Annotated in this window: 14 protein-coding genes; 6 read left to right on the plus strand and 8 right to left on the minus strand. The window is 68.9% G+C overall.

The window, feature by feature from the left end:
* Positions 1-62 precede the first annotated feature (62 nt).
* Both ACWPN3_RS17725 and ACWPN3_RS17730 read left to right on the plus strand, forming a co-directional pair.
* On the plus strand, positions 63-374 hold the full coding sequence (locus ACWPN3_RS17725; protein ID WP_492240656.1) for a hypothetical protein: 312 nt from the start codon (positions 63-65) through the stop codon (positions 372-374).
* The gene (locus ACWPN3_RS17730; RefSeq protein ID WP_492240657.1) at positions 371-1,222 is read left to right on the plus strand and encodes a methyltransferase domain-containing protein; all 852 of its coding nucleotides are present in this window, start codon (positions 371-373) and stop codon (positions 1,220-1,222) included. Before ACWPN3_RS17725 ends, ACWPN3_RS17730 begins: the two co-directional genes overlap by 4 nt.
* Before the next feature lie 15 nt (positions 1,223-1,237).
* On the opposite strand, the gene ACWPN3_RS17735 is transcribed toward ACWPN3_RS17730, so the two are convergent.
* The 4 genes from ACWPN3_RS17735 to ACWPN3_RS17750 all read right to left on the minus strand — a co-directional run bounded on the left by ACWPN3_RS17735 (position 1,238) and on the right by ACWPN3_RS17750 (position 7,702).
* Positions 1,238-5,545 carry a translocation/assembly module TamB domain-containing protein gene (locus ACWPN3_RS17735; protein ID WP_492261636.1) on the minus strand — a complete coding sequence of 1,436 codons (4,308 nt, stop codon included), beginning with the start codon at positions 5,543-5,545 and terminating at the stop codon, positions 1,238-1,240.
* 104 nt (positions 5,546-5,649) lie between these two features.
* Complete coding sequence (locus ACWPN3_RS17740; protein ID WP_492261888.1) at positions 5,650-6,717, minus strand: autotransporter assembly complex protein TamA; 1,068 nt, start codon at positions 6,715-6,717, stop codon at positions 5,650-5,652.
* Positions 6,662-7,258, minus strand: coding sequence for a POTRA domain-containing protein (locus ACWPN3_RS17745; RefSeq protein WP_492261637.1), 597 nt, complete (start codon positions 7,256-7,258; stop codon positions 6,662-6,664). Before ACWPN3_RS17745 ends, ACWPN3_RS17740 begins: the two co-directional genes overlap by 56 nt.
* A 189-nt stretch (positions 7,259-7,447) precedes the next feature.
* Entirely contained in the window at positions 7,448-7,702 is a 255-nt protein-coding gene (locus ACWPN3_RS17750) for a hypothetical protein (protein ID WP_492261638.1), read from the minus strand.
* 194 nt (positions 7,703-7,896) lie between these two features.
* On the opposite strand from ACWPN3_RS17750, the gene typA reads away from it, so the two are divergent.
* Together typA and ACWPN3_RS17760 are read left to right on the plus strand one after the other, a co-directional pair.
* The gene (gene typA, locus ACWPN3_RS17755; RefSeq protein ID WP_109096791.1) at positions 7,897-9,723 is read left to right on the plus strand and encodes a translational GTPase TypA; all 1,827 of its coding nucleotides are present in this window, start codon (positions 7,897-7,899) and stop codon (positions 9,721-9,723) included.
* A gap of 112 nt (positions 9,724-9,835) precedes the next feature.
* The gene (locus ACWPN3_RS17760) at positions 9,836-11,509 is read left to right on the plus strand and encodes an ABC transporter permease (protein WP_492240660.1); all 1,674 of its coding nucleotides are present in this window, start codon (positions 9,836-9,838) and stop codon (positions 11,507-11,509) included.
* A gap of 3 nt (positions 11,510-11,512) precedes the next feature.
* On the opposite strand, the gene ACWPN3_RS17765 is transcribed toward ACWPN3_RS17760, so the two are convergent.
* Both ACWPN3_RS17765 and ACWPN3_RS17770 read right to left on the minus strand, forming a co-directional pair.
* On the minus strand, positions 11,513-13,402 hold the full coding sequence (locus ACWPN3_RS17765) for a potassium/proton antiporter (protein ID WP_492240661.1): 1,890 nt from the start codon (positions 13,400-13,402) through the stop codon (positions 11,513-11,515).
* A 119-nt stretch (positions 13,403-13,521) separates the two neighbouring features.
* Positions 13,522-14,028, minus strand: coding sequence for an RT0821/Lpp0805 family surface protein (locus ACWPN3_RS17770; protein ID WP_109096794.1), 507 nt, complete (start codon positions 14,026-14,028; stop codon positions 13,522-13,524).
* A gap of 161 nt (positions 14,029-14,189) precedes the next feature.
* Here ACWPN3_RS17770 and ACWPN3_RS17775 point away from each other — a divergent pair, with 161 nt between their 5' ends.
* On the plus strand, positions 14,190-14,372 hold the full coding sequence (locus ACWPN3_RS17775) for a hypothetical protein (RefSeq protein ID WP_085089555.1): 183 nt from the start codon (positions 14,190-14,192) through the stop codon (positions 14,370-14,372).
* A gap of 19 nt (positions 14,373-14,391) precedes the next feature.
* On the opposite strand, the gene ACWPN3_RS17780 is transcribed toward ACWPN3_RS17775, so the two are convergent.
* Complete coding sequence (locus ACWPN3_RS17780) at positions 14,392-15,429, minus strand: patatin-like phospholipase family protein (RefSeq protein WP_492240663.1); 1,038 nt, start codon at positions 15,427-15,429, stop codon at positions 14,392-14,394.
* Between the two features lie 177 nt (positions 15,430-15,606).
* On the opposite strand from ACWPN3_RS17780, the gene ACWPN3_RS17785 reads away from it, so the two are divergent.
* Positions 15,607-17,394 carry an ABC transporter ATP-binding protein gene (locus ACWPN3_RS17785; RefSeq protein ID WP_492261639.1) on the plus strand — a complete coding sequence of 596 codons (1,788 nt, stop codon included), beginning with the start codon at positions 15,607-15,609 and terminating at the stop codon, positions 17,392-17,394.
* Here ACWPN3_RS17785 and ACWPN3_RS17790 read toward each other — a convergent pair.
* The gene (locus tag ACWPN3_RS17790) at positions 17,291-18,499 is read right to left on the minus strand and encodes an ABC transporter ATP-binding protein (protein ID WP_492261640.1); all 1,209 of its coding nucleotides are present in this window, start codon (positions 18,497-18,499) and stop codon (positions 17,291-17,293) included. The genes ACWPN3_RS17785 and ACWPN3_RS17790 overlap by 104 nt on opposite strands.
* Position 18,500: the final 1 nt, after the last annotated feature.

Here is an 18,500-nt window from a genome sequence, read left to right on the forward strand (position 1 = left end):
TTGCGTCCATGGATTGTCAGACTGCTTGACCATCGGGTGAAATGGGCGGAAGCTTTGCGCCCATGGACTGGTTCACCGGGATCAGCATCGTCGCCATCGCGGCCGGCGTGACCGTCAGCCTTGTCGTGCTGGTGGCCGTCGGATCGATCCGCCGCAGCCAGAACGAGGCGGCGGCCCGCCAGTCCCAGCAAATCCGCAAGCTGACGGAGACGGTGGCGACCCTGTCCCAGCAGCAGCAGGCGGCGCAGACCCGCATCCAACAATTGACCGACGCAAACCGCAAGCTGTCCGACGAGCTGTCGGCCCTGGGCGAGCGGTTGAGCGATGCCGACACGGTCCAGCGTGTGGCCGGCACGGCGAGGCTTCTCCATTGACCGCAACCACCCGTCCCGATGCCGCCATGCCTGATGCCGGTCGCGAGCGCGACCGCTGGGCCGCCAGTGCCGATGCCTGGGACCGCTGGGCCGATCCGATGGCCGATCTGGCCGACAAGCTGAACCGCTCGCTGCTCGATGCGGCGGGGCTGGTCGAGGGGAACCGCCTGCTCGACCTTGCGTCGGGTGCGGGGGAGCCCGCCTTGAGCGCCGCGCGCCGGGCCGGTGCCGATGGGTTGGTGGTCGGAAGCGATCTGGTGCCAGGCATGATGGCCGGCGCCGTCCGCCGCGCCCGGAGCGTGGAGGGGCCGGCACCCGCCTTCACCGCCGCCGACATTACCACCCTGCCCTTCGCCGACGCCGCTTTCGACGGAGTAACCTGCCGCTTCGGCATCATGTTCGTGCCGGCGGTGGACTCTGCCCTGCGCGAGGTGCGGCGTGTCCTGCGTCCCGGTGGCAAGGCGGCCTTCATGGTGTGGGGAACGCGCGCCGGGAACGGCCTGTTCGCGGAGATCGGCGACGCGGTGGCCGACCATCTCGGCGACGATGGCAGCCTGGATCCGCTGTTCCGCTTCGCGGCACCGGACCTTCTGTCCGACCTGATGCGCGCCGCCGGCTTTGCAGAGACATCGGAAACAGAGCTGACCCCGGTGCGCAAGGCGCCGGCCAGCCAGCCCTTCTGGCGTGCCGCCCTCGACATGAGCTTCGGCCACCGGCTCGGCGGATTGACTGCGGAGCAGCGAAATGCGCTGGAGACCGACATCGCCCGTCGCTTCGACGCCAGGGCGGTGGACGGCATCGTGCCGGTGCCGTCGCATGCGCGGATCGTGGTCGGGGTGGCGGGTTAGCGCCGCCCCCTCCCGTCAGTAATCCTTCTCGTAGACCACGCCGAACTTCGTCTCGGAGTTGGCGCCGACGGATGCCGTGCCCTTGAGGTTCTTGGTGATGTCGACCTCGACCTTCGCCCGGCTCTGGTTGGCGCCGATTCCCTGCTCGACACCGACATAAACGCGGTCGCTGACATAGCGGCCGGCCTGCACCGCTCCGCCCTTGCCGTTCTCACCCTGGGTGAAGTCCAGCCGGTCGACGCCCAGGCCGCGGCGCACCTTGTCCAGGATGCCGCCGCCTCCGCCGCCGACTCCCGCCAGCGCCGCCGCGGACTGGGCAAGCTGCACCGCCTCCGCCGCGCTCAGATCGCCCACCGACTTGCCGAAGAGCACGCCGGCCAGCACCTCGTCCTGCGGCAGTCCCTGGGGCGAGGTCAGCTCGATCTTCGGCTGGCGGGCGGTGCCGCTGACCACCACGTCGGCGGTGATGCCGTTGGCGGTCGCCTCGGCCAGCAGGTCGAGCCGCGGGTCGATGGGCTGGGTCCCGTCGAAGTCGAAGATGCCGCGCTTGAACTCGAAATTCTTGGCCAGCAGGTTCAGGCTGCCTTTGAGGATGTTGAAGCGGCCGGTCACCTCCGGCGCCGCAGCCGTTCCCTTGACGCGCAGATTGCCGGCAAGCTCCGCGTCCAGCCCACGGCCGCGGACGAAGATCTGGTTCGGCGCGTTCACCGTCATGTCCAGCGCCAGGACAAAGGGTGTCGCGGCCGGCGGCGCTTCCGCCGGCTGGGGCACGCGGCGGGTGCCGCCGGCGGTGGACACCTGGGTGGTCCCACGGGCGCGACGGCCCTTGCCGACCTCCGTCACCTTCAGGTCGACGACGTTTGCCGGCATGCGGTCGGGCACTTGGATCTCGGCGCGGCGGATGTCCAGCGGCCCCGCCAGCCGGGCGTTGGCGAAGCCGCCGGTCAGGGTCAGGTTCGCCCCGATCTCCGCAGTCACCAGATCGATCTCCACCAGCCGGGCATTGTCGGCCTGGACCGCGATGTCGAGCTGGCGGTCGGCGGGAGCACCCGGACGGATGACACCGCTGGCGCTGATCGCACCACCGTTGCGCGTCCGGCCGCGGAAGCTCTGGATGGTGAAGACGTCACCGTCGCCGACCAGCCTCGCCTCGATGTTGGTGATCACCGCACCCGATGCCCGGTTCTCGTAGCGTCCGTTCGCCAGCACCACCGACCCGCCAAGCGACGGCTTGCCCACCGTCCCGCCGGCCCGCACGTCGAGCTGCAGCGATCCGCGCGCCCGGTCGCCGGAGGCGGCGAGCAGGTCGTTCGCCAGCGACAAATCCACCGTGCCGTTCACCGTCGCCTCAAGCGCCCCATTGGACGGCACGCTGACGGCATAGCTGTCGGGGTTCATCACCAACGGAAGCGCGGCGCTGGCGGTCAGCGTGCCGGCATTCTTCGGCATGGCGATCCGGCTGTTCAGCGACAGCCGGCGGTCGCGCCATTGGGCGTCCAGCGTCGCGTCGATGCCCGGAAGCCCGGCCTGCGTCGTCTGCTGCGCTTTCAACCCGCTGACCCGCAGGGTGGCGTCGGCGCGCGGGTTGCGCAGGGTGCCGCCCAGCGACGCCCGCGCGTTGGCGACGCCGTCCAGCGCCAGCGTCGGGCTCGCCAGCTTCGCCAGGGCGAGCGGCAGGCGGTCGATGGTCAGCTCGCCGCTCAGCCGGTCGCCGTTCAGGCCGAGGTCGGCGGCCAGCCGGGCATTGCCCGACGACAGCCGCAGCTCCTTCACCTCATACCGGCGGTCGGCCAGCAGGATGGTCGCCGGGGCGGTGGTCCGCAGATCCTCTCCGGCATAGCGCGCCTGCAGGCGGTCGAGCCGGATACGCGTCACCTGCCCTTCCCGCGTCAGATTGCCGGCAAGATCGAGCGCAACGGGCTGGGCGCCCGCTCCGGCGGCATTGGCCTGGAAGCCGGCCTTCGCCAGCGACCCATCGAGAGAGGCCGTGACGCTGCGCAGCTCGGTGCCGGCGGCATTGCCGTCGGTCATCTCCACCCGTGCCTTGCCGCTCGGGGTGCCGAGCGCATCGGCCACATCGGCCTTGGCCGTCAGCCGGCGGGCGGTGAGCAGTGGTCCGCCTTCCCCCTCGACCCGCAGATCGCTGGCGTCGGCGGTCAGGTTGGCCGCCTGCTTGCCGCCCTTGCCGTCCAGCGCCAGGGTGAAGCTCGCCCCGCCGCCCAGCGGCATGCCAGCCAAAGCCGACAGGCCGTTCAGGTTGGGCAGCTTGCCCTCCAGCCGCCCGGTCGCGAGCAGCGTGTCGAGCGCCACCTGCGCCTGTCCGGTGATGCGGTTGTTCCCGTTGGCGACGGTCAGCCCGTCAAGCCGCAGCGTCTGCTCCCGCAAGGCATAGCGCCCGTCCACCGACAGCGGCGTCTTGTCCAGGTTGGTCCGCGCCGAAACCGTGCCGTTCGGCGTTGCCGGCAGTCCGGCGGCGGTCGCCTTGACCTCCGTGGCGCCCAGCCGGCGCCCCTGCACCACGAGGTCGCGGGCGGTCAGCGTCGCCTGCGCCTCGATGGCGTCGAGCGGGCCGCGGGCGGTCGCCTCCAGAGTCGCCGCTCCCTCCATGGGTGTGCCGAGCGCGCCGCCCAGCGGCTCCAGCTTCGCCACGGTCAGGGTGGTGCGGGCATCGACCTTGTTGTCGGCCAGCGCCGCGTTGCCGGTCAGCTTGCCGTTGCGGCCATCGACCGTCAGGTCGGTCAGGCGCATGGCGCCGTCCGGCTCCATCCTGGCGGCCAGCGCCAGCGTCGCCTTGTCGCCCAGCACCGCATCGGCAGGCGTGCCGGTGGACAGCCGGTCGAGGCTGCCGGTCAACTCGGCGGTCAGCGTGCCATCTGCCCCGCGCTTCACCGGCCCCGACAGCGCCACCGCACCGGCCAGCGGCCGGCCGGCGAGGCCCGACAGCGGGGCGAGGTCGTCGGCGTTCGCGCCCAGCGTCAGGTCGACCGTCTGGCCCCAGCCGCCGACGGTACCTTTCGCTTCGGCCCGTGCCGCCGCAGCGGTCACCGCCAGCGTCTCCAAGCCGATCCGGCCGCTGCCGGTGTCGAGCTGTGCCTTGGCAACCAGAGTCGTCTCCGGTCCGGTCAGGCGGGACAGCGCCGGATCGTCGGCAGCAAGGTCGCGCAAGGTGGCGTTCACCGCGACGTTCAGCGCACTCAGCGCCCCTTCCGCCGAGCCTTCCACCACGCCTTCGCGCCAGGACAGCGGCACCAGCGGATGCAGGGTGGAGTCCGGCCCGGCCTGCAAGGTCCAGCGCAGGTTCAGGTTCTTGTAATCGGCGGCGACATCGCCGTTCACCGTCGCGTTCGCCGCGGCGACGGTCAGCGCCAGCGGACGCAGGCTGATGGCCCCGGACGGCGCCCGCAGGACGGTCGCGTTCAGCGTCGGGCTGGGGCCGATCAGCGGCACCACCGTATCGCCGGTCAGCCCGGCGATCAGCGGCGCGACGTTGCCGCCGGCCGCCAGCGTCAGTGCATGCCCTTCCGGCCCCTTCTTGATGGTCGCATCGGCATTCAGCGTGCCGGTGGGCGATGCCGCCTCGCCAGCCATGGCGGTCAGCTTGCCCGCCCAATCGTCCAGCGTGCCGTCACCCTTCAGCGTCAGTTCGACCGGCGGCAGGCCGGGAATCGACAGCGCACGGGCCATGACGCCGCCTGCGGGTTCGGACGCATCGACCGACAGGTTCAGCGTGTTCTTGCCGGGGTCGAAGACGGCGACCAGATCGGCCTTGCCCGGCTTGTCGTCGATGCGCGCCACGGACAGGTTGGTGTTCAGCGCTCCGCCACTGTGCTCCAGAGCCAAAGCCCCGGCGATGCGCAGCACCGCCGGCTCGCCAAGCAGCGCCGGCGCCAGCTCCAGCCGCTCCACCACCAGCTTCTTCAGATCGATGTCGACAGGCAGGCTGGGCAGCAGCGGGGCGTTGGGATCGGACGGTGCGGCCGGCTGGGTGCTGACCGGCGCGCGGGTCACCACCACGGACGCCGCCTCCAGCGCGTCGATCCTGGCGCTGCGCAGGAACAGGGCGGACGGCGACATCACCACATGCAGCCTGTCGATGGTCAGCCAAACTCCCTGGCTGTCGGACAGCGTGACGGTCGCAATGGTGAAATCGGTGGGGATGCTGCCTTCGATGGCGCCCAGCTTCAGATGCATGTCCGGCGATTCTACGGCACCCTCGATCTTCTCGACCAGCCAGTCGCGGGCGGTATCGCCGGCGAACAGCGAGAAGGCCCGAGCGGGCTGCGAGCCGGCCAGCAGGCCGGCAAGGATCGTCAGACCGACCAAGAATAAGCGAACCGCCGTCACACCATGCCCTTTCACCAGCACCATCTTCGTCTCAACCGCAATAAACGCTCATCGTCCCAAAGGATTGGGACGAAAATGCGCCATCAGAACGCCTGACCCAGGCTGAGATACAGCTGCCAGCGCGAATTGCCGCTGGCGGGATTGAGCGGAACGCCGACATCGACGCGCAGCGGGCCGAAGTCGGTGTAGTAGCGCAGCCCCAGTCCGGCGCCGACGCGCAACGGCTCGCTGAAGTCGGGATAGGCCTTGTCATAGACGGTGCCGGCATCGACGAAGGGCACCACGCCGATGCTCTCCGTCACCTTGATGCGCAGTTCCGCCCCGACCTCGAACAGCGACCGGCCGCCGACCGGATCGTCGTAGCGGTCGCGCGGCCCCGCCTTCTGGAAACCGTAGCCGCGCACCGAACCGCCGCCGCCGGCATAGAAGCGGTGATCCGGCGGAATGTCGCTCAGCGACGTGCCGAGGATGCTGCCCAGACCGATCCGGCCCGCGGCGACATAGCGCCCATCCTTGCCGAGATCGTAGTAGGTGGAGCCGTTCAGCAATATCGAGGTGAAGGGCGACTTGGTGTCGCCGCCCACCGGGAACCAGGGCGTCACCTGCAACGACGCCCGCTGGCCGGAGGTCGGGTTCAGCAGATTGTCGGTGCCGTTCCAGGCCGCCCCCAGCGGCACGCCGATGAAGGAGGTCTGATAGGTGGTGTCCTCCGTCCGCACCCGGCCGCGCTCGCCGGCCACGCCATAGCTGACGGTCAGCTGGTCGGTTAAAGGCCGCTCCAGCTTCACCGTCAGTTCGGACGCGACGCGGCTGTAGGCCGGCGGCTGGTCGTTCACCACGGCGAAATTGACCACCAGCGACTGCTTCACCGCCAGGAAGTCGGGCTTGCGGAAGTTGACGCTGAAGCGCAGGTCCGGCAGGTCGTTGCCTTTGCTCGACGTACCGCCGCTTGAGCCGGCGACGCGGCCGACATCGACGCCGACGCGAAGCTGCTCCGCCCCGCCGAACAGGTTGCGGTGGCCCCAATAGGCGTTGGCGCCCACCCCGTCCTGCGTCGAATAGGTGACGCCGCCGCCGATGAAGCGGCGCTTGCGCTCACTGACCGAGACGATGACCGGCGTCACGCCGTCCGGCCCCGGCTCGTCCGCCATCCGCACCCGCACGGTGTCGAAGACCTGGAGGGCGGCGATGTCCTGACGCGCCCGGTCGGTGGCTCCGGGGTCGTAGACCTGCCCCTCCTTCCAGGCGAGACGCCCGCGCACCGAGATCCTCGTCGACCTTCTCCAGCCCTTCGACGCGGGTGGCGCCATAACGGGTGAGCGGACCGGGATCGACGCTGTAGGTGACATCCATCGTGCGGTCGGAATGGTCGACCACCACCTCGCGGTCGGGCACCTTGGCGAAGGCATAGCCGCGCTTGCTCAGCCGGCCGACCAGTTCCGATTCGGCGTCCAGCACTTTCTGCGCGATTGCGGGGGCACCGGCGACGAGGCCGAGATCGTCGGTCGCGACCTCCTTCGGCAGGGTAGAAGCACCCGTGGCGTTGGCCGCGCCGCGCACCGTCACCGACTTTATGTGATAGAGCGGCCCCGGCGTCACCGCGACCGTGACCTTGACCGGGGGGAGCCTGTCCGCCCGCAGGCAGGGTGCCCGCCGCCGGATCGTCGATGCGGATGTCCAGCTTGGCGTCATAATAGCCGGCGGAGCGCAGCGCCGTCTGCAGACGGTCGCGGTCGCTGTCGGCCCGCCGCTCCAGCCCGATGAGCGAGGGCGGATGGTCGTCCTTCAGCTCCACCAGGGTCGAGGCGTCGCGCAGCGTGCCGCGCAACCCCTCATCCTCGACGCCCGTGATCTCCACCTCATAGGCGATGCCAGCCGGCCTCACCTCCTCGTCCGGCGGCACGGCGTCCGGCAGGGCACCCTCCAGGCGGCGCCGCGGGCACGGCGCCGGGGACGCTGTCGGGCGGCGAAGTCGCGGGCATAGCCGGCGTCGGCCGGGCCCAGCATCAGCAGGGCGGCGACCAACGGTGCGGCGATCGGGGCCTTGAGCGGAGCGGCTGCAATCCTCGTTGCAGCGGCCGCGCGGCGGCGGGAAGCGGAAGCGAAGCGGATCATCGTCCCCAATGTAAGGGCCATTGACGCATGGCTCCATCCCGGAAATTCGCCCTAGACCAAAGGGTACAACGCTTGCGTTTTTGCCACGGATCCGATATATTGCGCCGCAACAGTTTCCCCGACAGCGCCCACCGATTTCTTTCGGCGGGCCTTTTTGTTGTTTGTGGCATGACGCTGCTGCGTGTCGGGGGTGCCCTTGCGAGACCGAAGGCTCCATGAATCTCCGTAACGTCGCTATCATCGCCCACGTCGACCACGGCAAGACCACGCTGGTCGATCAGCTCCTCAAGCAGGCCGGCTCGTTCCGCGAGAACCAGCAGGTCGCCGAACGCGCCATGGACTCCAACGACCTGGAGCGTGAGCGCGGCATCACCATCCTGGCCAAGTGCACGTCCGTTCTGTGGAACGACCTGCGCATCAACATCGTCGACACCCCGGGCCACGCCGATTTCGGCGGCGAGGTGGAGCGCATCCTCTCCATGGTCGACGGCGTCGTCCTGCTCTGCGACGCGGCCGAAGGCCCGCTGCCGCAGACCAAGTTCGTGCTGGGCAAGGCCCTGAAGCTCGGCCTGCGTCCCATCGTCGTCATCAACAAGGTGGACCGTCCCGACGGCCGTCCGCACGAGGTGCATGACGAGGTGTTCGACCTGTTCGCCTCGCTCGACGCCTCGAACGAGCAGCTGGACTTCCCGACCCTGTTCGCCTCGGGCCGCAACGGCTGGGCGACCACGGATCTGGAGAACGGCGCCCGCGAGACGCTGACCCCGCTGTTCGAGCTGATCCGCGACCATGTCCCGGCCCCGAAGGTCGAGGAAGACCTGCCCTTCAGCATGCTGGCGACCACGCTGGAAGCGAACCCGTATCTGGGCCGCATCCTGACCGGCCGCATCCTGACCGGTTCGGTCAAGGTCAACATGGCCGTCAAGTCGATGAGCCGCGACGGCAAGCTGATCGAGAACGCCCGCATCAGCAAGGTGCTGGCCTTCCGCGGCCTGGAGCGCGTTCCGGTGGACGAGGCGCATGCCGGCGACATCGTCGCTCTGGCCGGCATGACCAACACCACGGTTGCCGACACCATCTGCGCGCCTGAAGTAGCCGAGCCGCTGTCGGCCCAGCCAATCGACCCGCCGACCCTGGCGATGACCTTCTCGGTCAACGACAGCCCGCTGGCCGGCCGCGAGGGTGACAAGGTCACCAGCCGCATGATCCGCGACCGCCTGTTCCGCGAGGCCGAAGGCAACGTGGCGCTGCGCATCTCCGACACCGAGGGCGGCGACGCCTTCGAGGTGGCCGGCCGCGGCGAACTGCAGCTGGGCATCCTGATCGAGACGATGCGCCGCGAGGGCTACGAGCTGGCGATCAGCCGTCCGCGCGTGCTGTTCAAGACCGATCCGCTGAACGGCCAGCGCCTGGAGCCGATTGAGGAAGTCGTCGTCGACGTCGACGAGGAGTTCTCGGGCACCGTCGTCCAGAAGATGTCGGAGCGCAAGGCCGACCTGATCGAGATGCGCCCGTCGGGCGGCAACAAGACCCGCATCGTCTTCCATGCGCCGTCGCGCGGCCTGATCGGTTATCAGGGCGAGTTCCTGACCGACACCCGCGGCACCGGCATCATGAACCGCCTGTTCCATGGCTACGCCCCGTTCAAGGGCGCCATTGCGGCTCGCCGCACCGGTGTCCTGATCTCCAACAGCGACGGCACCGCGGTGGCTTACGCCCTGTGGAACCTGGAAGATCGCGGCCCGATGCTGATCGATCCGGGCGTGCCGGTCTATCAGGGCATGATTATCGGCGAGCACACCCGCGGCAACGACCTTGAGGTCAATGTCATCAAGGGCAAGCAGCTGACGAACATCCGCACCACCAGCAAGGACGAGGCTGTCCGCCTGACCCCGCCGATCCAGATGACCCTGGAAAAGGCGCTGTCCTACATCTCCGACGACGAGCTGGTGGAAGTGACGCCGAAGTCGATCCGCCTGCGCAAGCGCTACCTCGATCCGAACGAGCGCAAGCGCCACTCGCGCGCCGCCGAAGCCAGCTGATAACCGTTCGCATATAGGTTAGAGTACCGGCGGCGCTTGCCCCCTGACAGGGAGCAGGCGCCGTCTTCTTTTTGCACCCTGATTTTTTGAACCGATGCGAGGATGTTTCCGCATGGCGATGGCGACAGACGCGAAGTCCCCCGGCTCCCCGTCCTTCTCACCCCGCCATCTCTGGGCACGCATCGGCACGACGGGGCTGTTCGCCCTGATCCTCGCGCTGCTGATCGCCCTGCCGATCCTTGCCGTCTTCGTCCAGTCCGCCGGCGTCTCCACCGATCTGTGGGGTCACATGGCGCGGACGGTGCTTCCCGGCTATATCTTCAACACGGTGATCCTGCTGGGCATCGTCGGGATCGTCACGCTGGTGACCGGCGTGGCCTGCGCCTGGACCGTCACCATGCACGACTTCCGCGGACGCGGGGTCCTGCAATGGCTGCTGCTGCTGCCGCTCGCCATGCCGGCCTATGTGCTGGCCTACACCTACACCGACTTCCTGCAATTTGCCGGACCGTTGCAGTCCTTCCTGCGCGCCAGTTTCGGCTGGCGGCGCGGCGACTATTGGTTCCCGGACATCCACACCGCCTGGGGTGCGGGGCTGGTGCTGTCGTCGGTGCTGTATCCTTACGTCTATGTCCTGACCCGCGCCGCCTTCCTCGAACAGTCGGTCTGCGTGCTGGAGGCCAGTCGCACGCTGGGCTGCACTGCCTTCGGCGCCTTCCGCCGCGTCGCATTGCCGCTGGCCCGGCCGGCGCTGGTGGCCGGGGTCGGCTATGCGCTGATGGAGACGCTGGCCGACTTCGGTGCGGTCCGCTATTTCGGCATCGACACCTTCACCGTCGGCATCTACCGCACATGGTTCGCGCTGGGCGATCCGGCCGCGGCGGCGCAGTTGGCGGCCGTCCTGCTGCTGGTGGTGCTGGCGCTGGTCGGGCTGGAACGGCTGTCGCGCGGCAAGATGCGCTTCCACCAGACCACCGGCCGCTACCGCGCCCTGCCCGCCCCGCGCCTGTCGGCCCGCGGCACAACGGTGGCGTGGATCGTTTGCCTGACGCCGGTGCTGTTCGGCTTCCTGCTGCCGGGTGCCGTGCTGATCCGCATGATCCTGCGCGGCGGCATCGAACTGACGCTTGCCCGCTTCACCGACCTGACCGTGAACACCTTCATCCTGGGCGCCAGCGGCGCGGCTCTGGTCGTCGCGGTGGCGCTGATGGTGATCCATGGCGTGCGCCATGACCGCAGCGGCTTCGCCACCGGCGCCGCACGCCTCGCTTCGCTCGGCTATGCCACGCCGGGCACGGTGATCGCCGTCGGCATCCTCATCACCGTCGGTCTGACGCGCGACTGGACCGGTTGGCCGATGGGGGCGATCCTCGGCACCACCATCGCCGGCATCCTCTACGGCTACCTGATCCGCTTCTTCGTCGTCGCCTATGGGCCGCTGGAGTCGGGCTTCGCCAAGATCGGCCCGAATCTGGAAGGGGCGGCGCGCTCGCTCGGGCACACGCCGTTGCAGGTGTTGCGCCGGGTCCATCTGCCGCTGCTGCGCCCCAGCCTGCTGAGCGCCGCCATGCTGGTCTTCGTCGACATCACGAAGGAGCTGCCGGCGACGATGATCCTGCGGCCCTTCAACTTCGACACGCTGGCGATCGAGGCCTTCCGCATGGCCTCAACGGAGCGTTTGGACGATGCCGCCCTGCCCGCCCTGGTGATCGTTCTGGTCGGCCTCGCCCCGGTCATCTATCTCAGCCGCACCATCGCGGCGTCGCGGCCTGGGCACCGCGACTGACCGTCAGACCTCCGTGCGGCTTTCCACCCGCTCTTCGTGACGAGCCTCCGCCGCCGGGATGCCCGTCCGGCACGCCCGCTGCTTTTCGCGTTCCTTCCAGCGGCGAAAGGACTGCTCGTTCCACCAGCCGCGCAGCCGCCCGCCGATATCGATGAGCCGCTGATAGAGCGGCCGGCGGCGGCTGGTCACGCGGGCCGGCTCCAGCGCCAAGCCGACGGAGGTGATGATGTTGTCCTCCATGTCGCGCACGATCAGCTCGACGCCGCCCATGCGTACCCGGTCGCCCAACTCGCAGGAACCGCCGAACTCGTTGCGCAGCAAGTCGCTCAGCGTCAACCGAGCGTTGGGCAGCGACAGCGGCAGCCCGTACATCTCGGCGATCTGCTCTACGGTCGCGTCCGGGCTCAGCACCAGATCGCCGTAGAATTCCCGGTCGTTCTGGTCGAGCGCCCGGCTGCCGCCATAGAGCCTGTCGATCAGGGTCAGCCGATGCTGCGGCGTGAAGAGATAAACATGGTCGCCGGGCTGCAACGGCTTCGCCTTGTGCAGTGGCACCACGGCACCCGAGCGGATGACCAGCGACGGCCTGGCCCAGCGCGGCATGCGCTGCCCCCTGGCCGCCGGGCTCTTGGCGTGGACGGTGTAGGCCACCAGCTCCTGGTCGGCATTGCCGGGAAGCTCCAGTTCCACGCGCTCCACCGGGCCGCGGCGCGGGGGAACGATCAGTTCCAGCGCCCGCGCCATCGTGCCGATGGTCGAGCCCTGCACCAGCAGCGACACCACCACGACGATGAAGGCGGTATTGAAGATCAACTGCCCGTTCTCCAGCCCGCCCAGCACCGGCACCAGCGCCAGCAGGAGCGATACCGCACCGCGCAAGCCGACCCAGGCGATGAAGCTGGTCTCCCGCACCGAGAAGCGGAAGGGCAGCAGGCACATCCACACCGCGGCAGGGCGGGCGACGACGATCAGGACGAAGGCCACACCCAGCGCCGGCAGGATCATCCCGGCGAATTCCCGCGGCGTGGCGAGCAGCCCCAGCATCACGAACATGACGATCTGGCTGAGCCAGGTCAGCCCGGCATGGAAACGCCGCAGCTCAAGCGCACCGCGCAGCTTGACGTTGCCGGCATAGAGCCCGGCGGCATAGACGGCGAGATAGCCGCTGCCGCCCATGACGTTGGTGACGGCGAAGATGAACAGGGCGAAGGTCAGCGTCACCACCGGATTCAGCCCGGCTTCGAAATTCGCCTTGTTGATGAAGGTCACCAGCAGCCAGCCGCCGGCCAGCCCCATCACCCCGCCCAGCGAAAAGGCCAGCACCAGTTCGCCGACGATGGCGATGGGGGACGCCAGACCGTGGGTCGCCGCCTCCACCAGCAGGATGGTCACCATGATGGCGACCGGGTCGTTGCTGCCCGATTCGATTTCCAGGGTGGAGCGGACGCGGTCGCGGAGCGTGATGCCGCCGACGCGCAGCAGGAAGAAGACCGCCGCCGCATCGGTGGAACTGCACGCCGCCCCGACCAGCAGCGCCTCCCCCCAGGCCAGCCCCATCAGGTAATGGGCGGCGATCCCCACCACGCCGGTGGTCACCGCCACCCCGACCGTCGCCAGCGTCATCGCCGGCCAAGCTGCGGCCTTGTAGCTGGCGAGCTTGGTATCGAACCCACTTTCGAATAGGATCACGGCCAGCGCCATCGATCCGATCAGGAAGGCGGAGCCGGCATCGTTGAAGGAGATGTGGCCGATCCCATCCTCGCCGGCCAGCAGGCCGATGCCGAGGAAGATCAGCAGCAGCGGCGCACCGACCCGCAAAGCAAGATAGCTGGTCAGCACACTGACGATCAGCAGGGTCGATCCGATGAGGATGATGTAGCTGACCGCCTCCATAAGCCCCGCACGCCGTTCTTATTGGGCCGCCATCCGGCGGAACTCCTTGATTTTGACGGCAACTCCCCACATCCGCAAGGAGTAGGACCCGGAGGCGGTCATTCGGATAGGCTGTACGCTTACGATACCAGTCTCCAGCTTCCGTCAGCCTGACGGCAGGCCGTGCCGCGCGCGACCTCGGTCCTGCCCTCGATAACGACCGTATGATTGTAGTCGCGGCAGGTCTGGCCGTCGGTGCCCTGATAGGTCCTCACCGGCTGGATGGTGCCGCTGTTGCCGGACTGCGGGTTGTTCCAGGTGATGGTCTGGTTGTTGGCGACCGCGCGCTCCTCCGCGTCCGACGCGCGGTTCTGGTCGGCAGGACTGAAGTGCCGGGCCAGCTGCTGGCCGGCATAGGCGCCGACCAGCGTGCCGATGGCCGTCGTCGCCAGCTTGCCCGCGCCGCCGCCGAAGCGCGAGCCGAGCAGGCCGCCGGCGACGGCGCCACCCAGCGTGCCGACGGTCTCCGACGTGTTCATCCCGCCGATGCCGCCGCCGCTGTTGTTGCCGGTCTGGCAGGCGCCGAGCGACAGAGCCGCGACCGCGGCGATGGCCGTGACGCGCAACCTGTTGGTCATGGTCCGCATGGTGGTTCCCCCGTATCAACGTTTCACGGTTAAAGTCCGGTCAACGCTTATGGAGAGAAGAAGTTCCCCCAAAGAAGCAGGACCAAAAGATCAGGGGGCGATGGAAGCAAAATGCGTTTTCGCGTGTTTAGAGACCGAACAGTCAACACGTGGAGGGTAGTATGATGTCCCGTTTGCGTCTGATCGGTGCGGTGTTCGCGCTCCTTTCCGTCACCGCCTGCTCGACTGGCGGCGTGGTCGGCGGTGCGGCCGGTGCGGCCGGCGGATACGCCGTGGACGGTACCCGCGGCGCCGTGATCGGCGGTCTGGGCGGTGCGGCGCTGGGCACCGCCATCGATCACTAAGACTGGCCGCCAAAAGGCCTCAGTCGCGCACCGGTGCACGCGTCGATTCGCGCGGACCGGTGGCGAAGACGGCGAGCGCGTCGTGCAGTTCCGGCAAGACGCGCTCCACTGCCGCCTCACCCTCGCGGATGCAATCGTCGGCCCGGTCGAACTCGGTCAGCCCGATGTGACCCAGCCGCGGCACGATGTGCACGTCCGGCGGATCGCCGGCAAGCCGTGACCGGGTGATGCGGTCGGTGACGATGCTGAGCGACGAGACCATCACGCCGAACAGGCTCGGCCCCTCATAGTCGCGGCGGAAGATCCGACGCGTCAGGGCGCCGATGCCGCTCGGCGCGCGATGGTCCGGCGTCTCGTCCTCGACCAGCCGCAACAGGTCGAATCCTGCGGCGGTCGGCACGCTCGATCCGGGCTTGCGCGCCTTGCCGAGGATATCGCCGGCCAGATTGACGGCGATCACCATCTGCGCGCCCAGCGCCCGGCAGGCCGACACCGGCACCGGGTTGACCAGCGCACCGTCGATCATCCAGCGCCCGTCGATGGACGCCGGCGGAAACACCCCCGGCAGCGAGAAGGACGCCCGCATGGCGTCGACCAGTTCGCCGCGTTGCAGCCACACCTCGTGGCCGGTCACCAGATCGGTGGTGACGGCGGCATAGGGGCATGGCAGTTCCTCGATCCGCACGTCGCCCAGATGCAGGCGCAATTCGGCCAGCAGCCGGTCGCCGCTGATCAGTCCGCCGCTCTGGCGCAGCCGCAGATCCAGATAGCCGACGATCTTCATCCGGGTCAGCGTGCGCACCCACTCTTCCAGCGTGTCGAGCTTTCCCGCCAGATGGACGCCGCCCACAAGCGCCCCGACCGAGGAACCGCAGACGATGTCGGCCTCGATGCCATAGCGCTTCAGCGCCCGCAGCACCCCGATATGCGCCCAACCGCGCGCCACGCCGCCGCCCAGCGCAAGACCGATGCGCGGACGCCGCGCGCTCCCGCCACCATTGTTACCGGCAGTGTTGACGCCATTGATGCCGCCATTCAGGCTGGTTCCATTCGGCATTGGCCTTCCCCCCATCCCCGGCGGCACCGATGTTCGCCGCCCCGATCGTCAGCATCCTCGTACGGAATCGGTAAAGGAAGCCTGTGACCAGCACCGGCGGCGGCACGTCGACCGGTGGACAAAGCCGAAGCCCATGGGCTAAGCCATCCCCATCGGACAAGATGATCGGATGCGACCGTGACGAACAAGAGCGGCAAGCCCCTGCGCCTGGATGCGGCGACCGAACGGCTGGCGGCCCGGATGTGGCGCGAATGGGTGCGCCCCTATCGCGGCAAGCTGCTGATGTCCTTCGTACTGATGGCGGTGGTGGCGGCGACCACCGGCGCCTATCCGCTGCTGATCGACCGGTCCTATGCCATGTTCTCCGCCCAGGACCGCGGCATGCTGCTGGTGATCCCGCTCGCCATCGTGGCGGTGACGATCATCAAGGGCGTGTCGCTCTATTCCCAGACGGTGGTGACCAGCGACATCGTCCAGCGCATCATCGCCGACGTCCGGCTGGCGATGTTCACGCACCTGCAAACCGCCGACATGGCGCAGCTTCACGCCACGCCCACCGGGTCGCTGACCTCGCGCTTCATCAACGACGTCGATCTGATCCGCAATGCGCTGACCCGGACGCTGACCGGGCTGGTGCGTGACATCCTGACGGTGATCGCGCTCGTCGGGTCGATGTTCTATCTCGACTGGCTGCTGTCGCTGATCGTCTTCATCATCTATCCCATTGCCGCCGTTCCCATCGTGCGGATCGGCAAGCGCCTGCGCCGTGTCTCCCGCGACACCCAGGCGCAGATGGGCGACATGACCTCGCTGCTGACCGAAAGCCTGTCGGGCGCGCGCATGGTCAAGACCTACAACCTCGAAGACTATGAGCGCGCCCGCGCCGGCCGCGCCTTCCACGAGAACTATCTGCTGACGATGAAGGCGGTGCGCGCCCGGTCGCGCATCGACCCGATGATGGAGGTGCTGGGCGGCGTCGCGGTGGCCGGCGTGATCGCCTTCGCCGGCTATCGCATGACGATGGGCGAAGGCTCGGTCGGCGCCTTCTCCGGCTTCGTCGGCGCGCTGCTGATGGCGGCCCAGCCGGTGCGCGCCATCGGCACGCTGAACGCCGCGTTGCAGGAAGGGCTTGCCGCCGCCCAGCGCATCTTCGAGCTGCTGGACCAGCAGCCGACCATCGTCGAGCAGCCGGGCGCCAAGCCGCTCTCCGTCTCCACGGGCGCCGTTGCGCTCCGCGGCGTCCGCTTCTCCTACGAGGCCGGGGCCGACACGCTGAAGGGGATCGACCTCGACGTGCCGGCCGGCAGCACGGTGGCGCTGGTCGGGCGCAGCGGCGCCGGCAAATCGACTGTCTTCAACCTGATCCCCCGCCTCTACGACGTGACGGGGGGCGAGGTGCTGATCGATGGCCAGGATGTCCGCGGCGCCACCCTGCGCAGCCTGCGCGGTGCCGTGTCCATCGTCAGCCAGGACACGGTCCTGTTCAACGACACGGTGCGGGCGAACATCTGCTTCGGCCGGCTCGATGCCGGGATGGATGACGTGATCGCCGCCGCCAAGGCAGCCGCCGCGCACGACTTCGTGTCGAAGCTGCCGGAGGGCTATGACACGGTGATCGGCGACCGCGGCGTGAAGCTGTCGGGCGGCGAGCGCCAGCGTCTGGCGCTGGCCCGCGCCTTCCTGAAGGACGCGCCGATCCTGCTGCTGGACGAGGCGACCAGCGCGCTGGACAGCGAATCGGAACGTCTGGTGCAGGCGGCGCTTGAACGTCTGACGGAGGGGCGCACGACGCTGGTGATCGCCCACCGTCTGGCGACGGTGCGCAATGCCGACCGGATCGTGGTGATGGAAGGCGGCCGCATCATCGAACAGGGCCCGCACGAGGCGCTGCTGGCCGCCGACGGGGCCTATGCCCGGCTGTGCCGGCTGCAATTCGGCGAGGACGAGGTGCGGGCGGGGGCCTGAGGCCTCCCGCCCACATCCCCGTTACCCTGCCGGAAACACCATCGCCCGCTCGGCGGCCATCGCGGCGGACAATTCCTCGCCGGCCCGCACGTCGACATGGCCGGGCAGGCGCGCATGGATCTCCGATCCGGCCAGATCCAGGCACACCCGCGTCGCCGGCCCGAGGAAGCTGGAATGGCGCACCCGCACCGGAACGGCGTCGGGCCGGGTGCCCGGTGGAAGCAGTTCCAGAATCCTCGACCCGGCAGGCGACCTCGACCTTCGTTCCACCGGGCAGGCCGGGGGCCATGATCCGGCCGAGCGGTGTGACGATCTGCCCGTCGCGCACCGTCGCTTCGAAACGGTTCACTTCGCCGAACAGGCGGGCGACGAAGCTGTTGGCCGGGCGCTGATAGAGGGTCACCGGCGTGTCGGCCTGGACGATGCGCCCGGCCTCCATCACCACGACGCGGTTGCCCATCTCCATCGCCTCTTCCGGGTCGTGGGTGACGACGACGGTGGCGATGCCGCTGGCGCGGATGATCCGCACCACCTCCTCCCGCACCGACCGGCGAAGCTGCTCGTCCAGTGCGGAGAACGGCTCGTCCAGCAGCAGGACCTTGGGGTCGCGCGCCATGGCGCGGGCCAGCGCGACCCGCTGCTGCTGGCCGCCCGACAGGGTGTGCGGGTAGGCGTCGGCATAGCGGGTCAGCGCCATGGTCTCCAGCAACTCGTCCACCCGGCGGCGCCGTTCGGCGCGCGGCCGGTCGGTCTGGCCGAAGGCGATGTTGCCCGCCACCGTCAGGTGCGGGAACAGCGCGAAGTCCTGGAACATCATGCCGACCGGCCGCTTTTCCGGCGGCAGCGACCGGCCCGCGGTGGCGAGCACCTGCCCGTCCACCGCGATCTCGCCCTTCTGAACCGCCTCGAGCCCACTGATCAGGCGCAGCAAGGTCGACTTGCCGCAACCGGACGGGCCGACGATGCACACCACCTCGCGCGGGGCGACCGACAGCGAGACGCCGTCGACCGCCGTCACGCCGCTGTCGGCGCGACCGTAACGGTGGGTGATGCCGGAGAGGACGACCGAGGGGGACAGGGCGGACGGGGAAAGGGCTTCTGTCATC

The sequence above is a fragment of the Azospirillum sp. UENF 111221 genome, assembly GCF_058780625.1.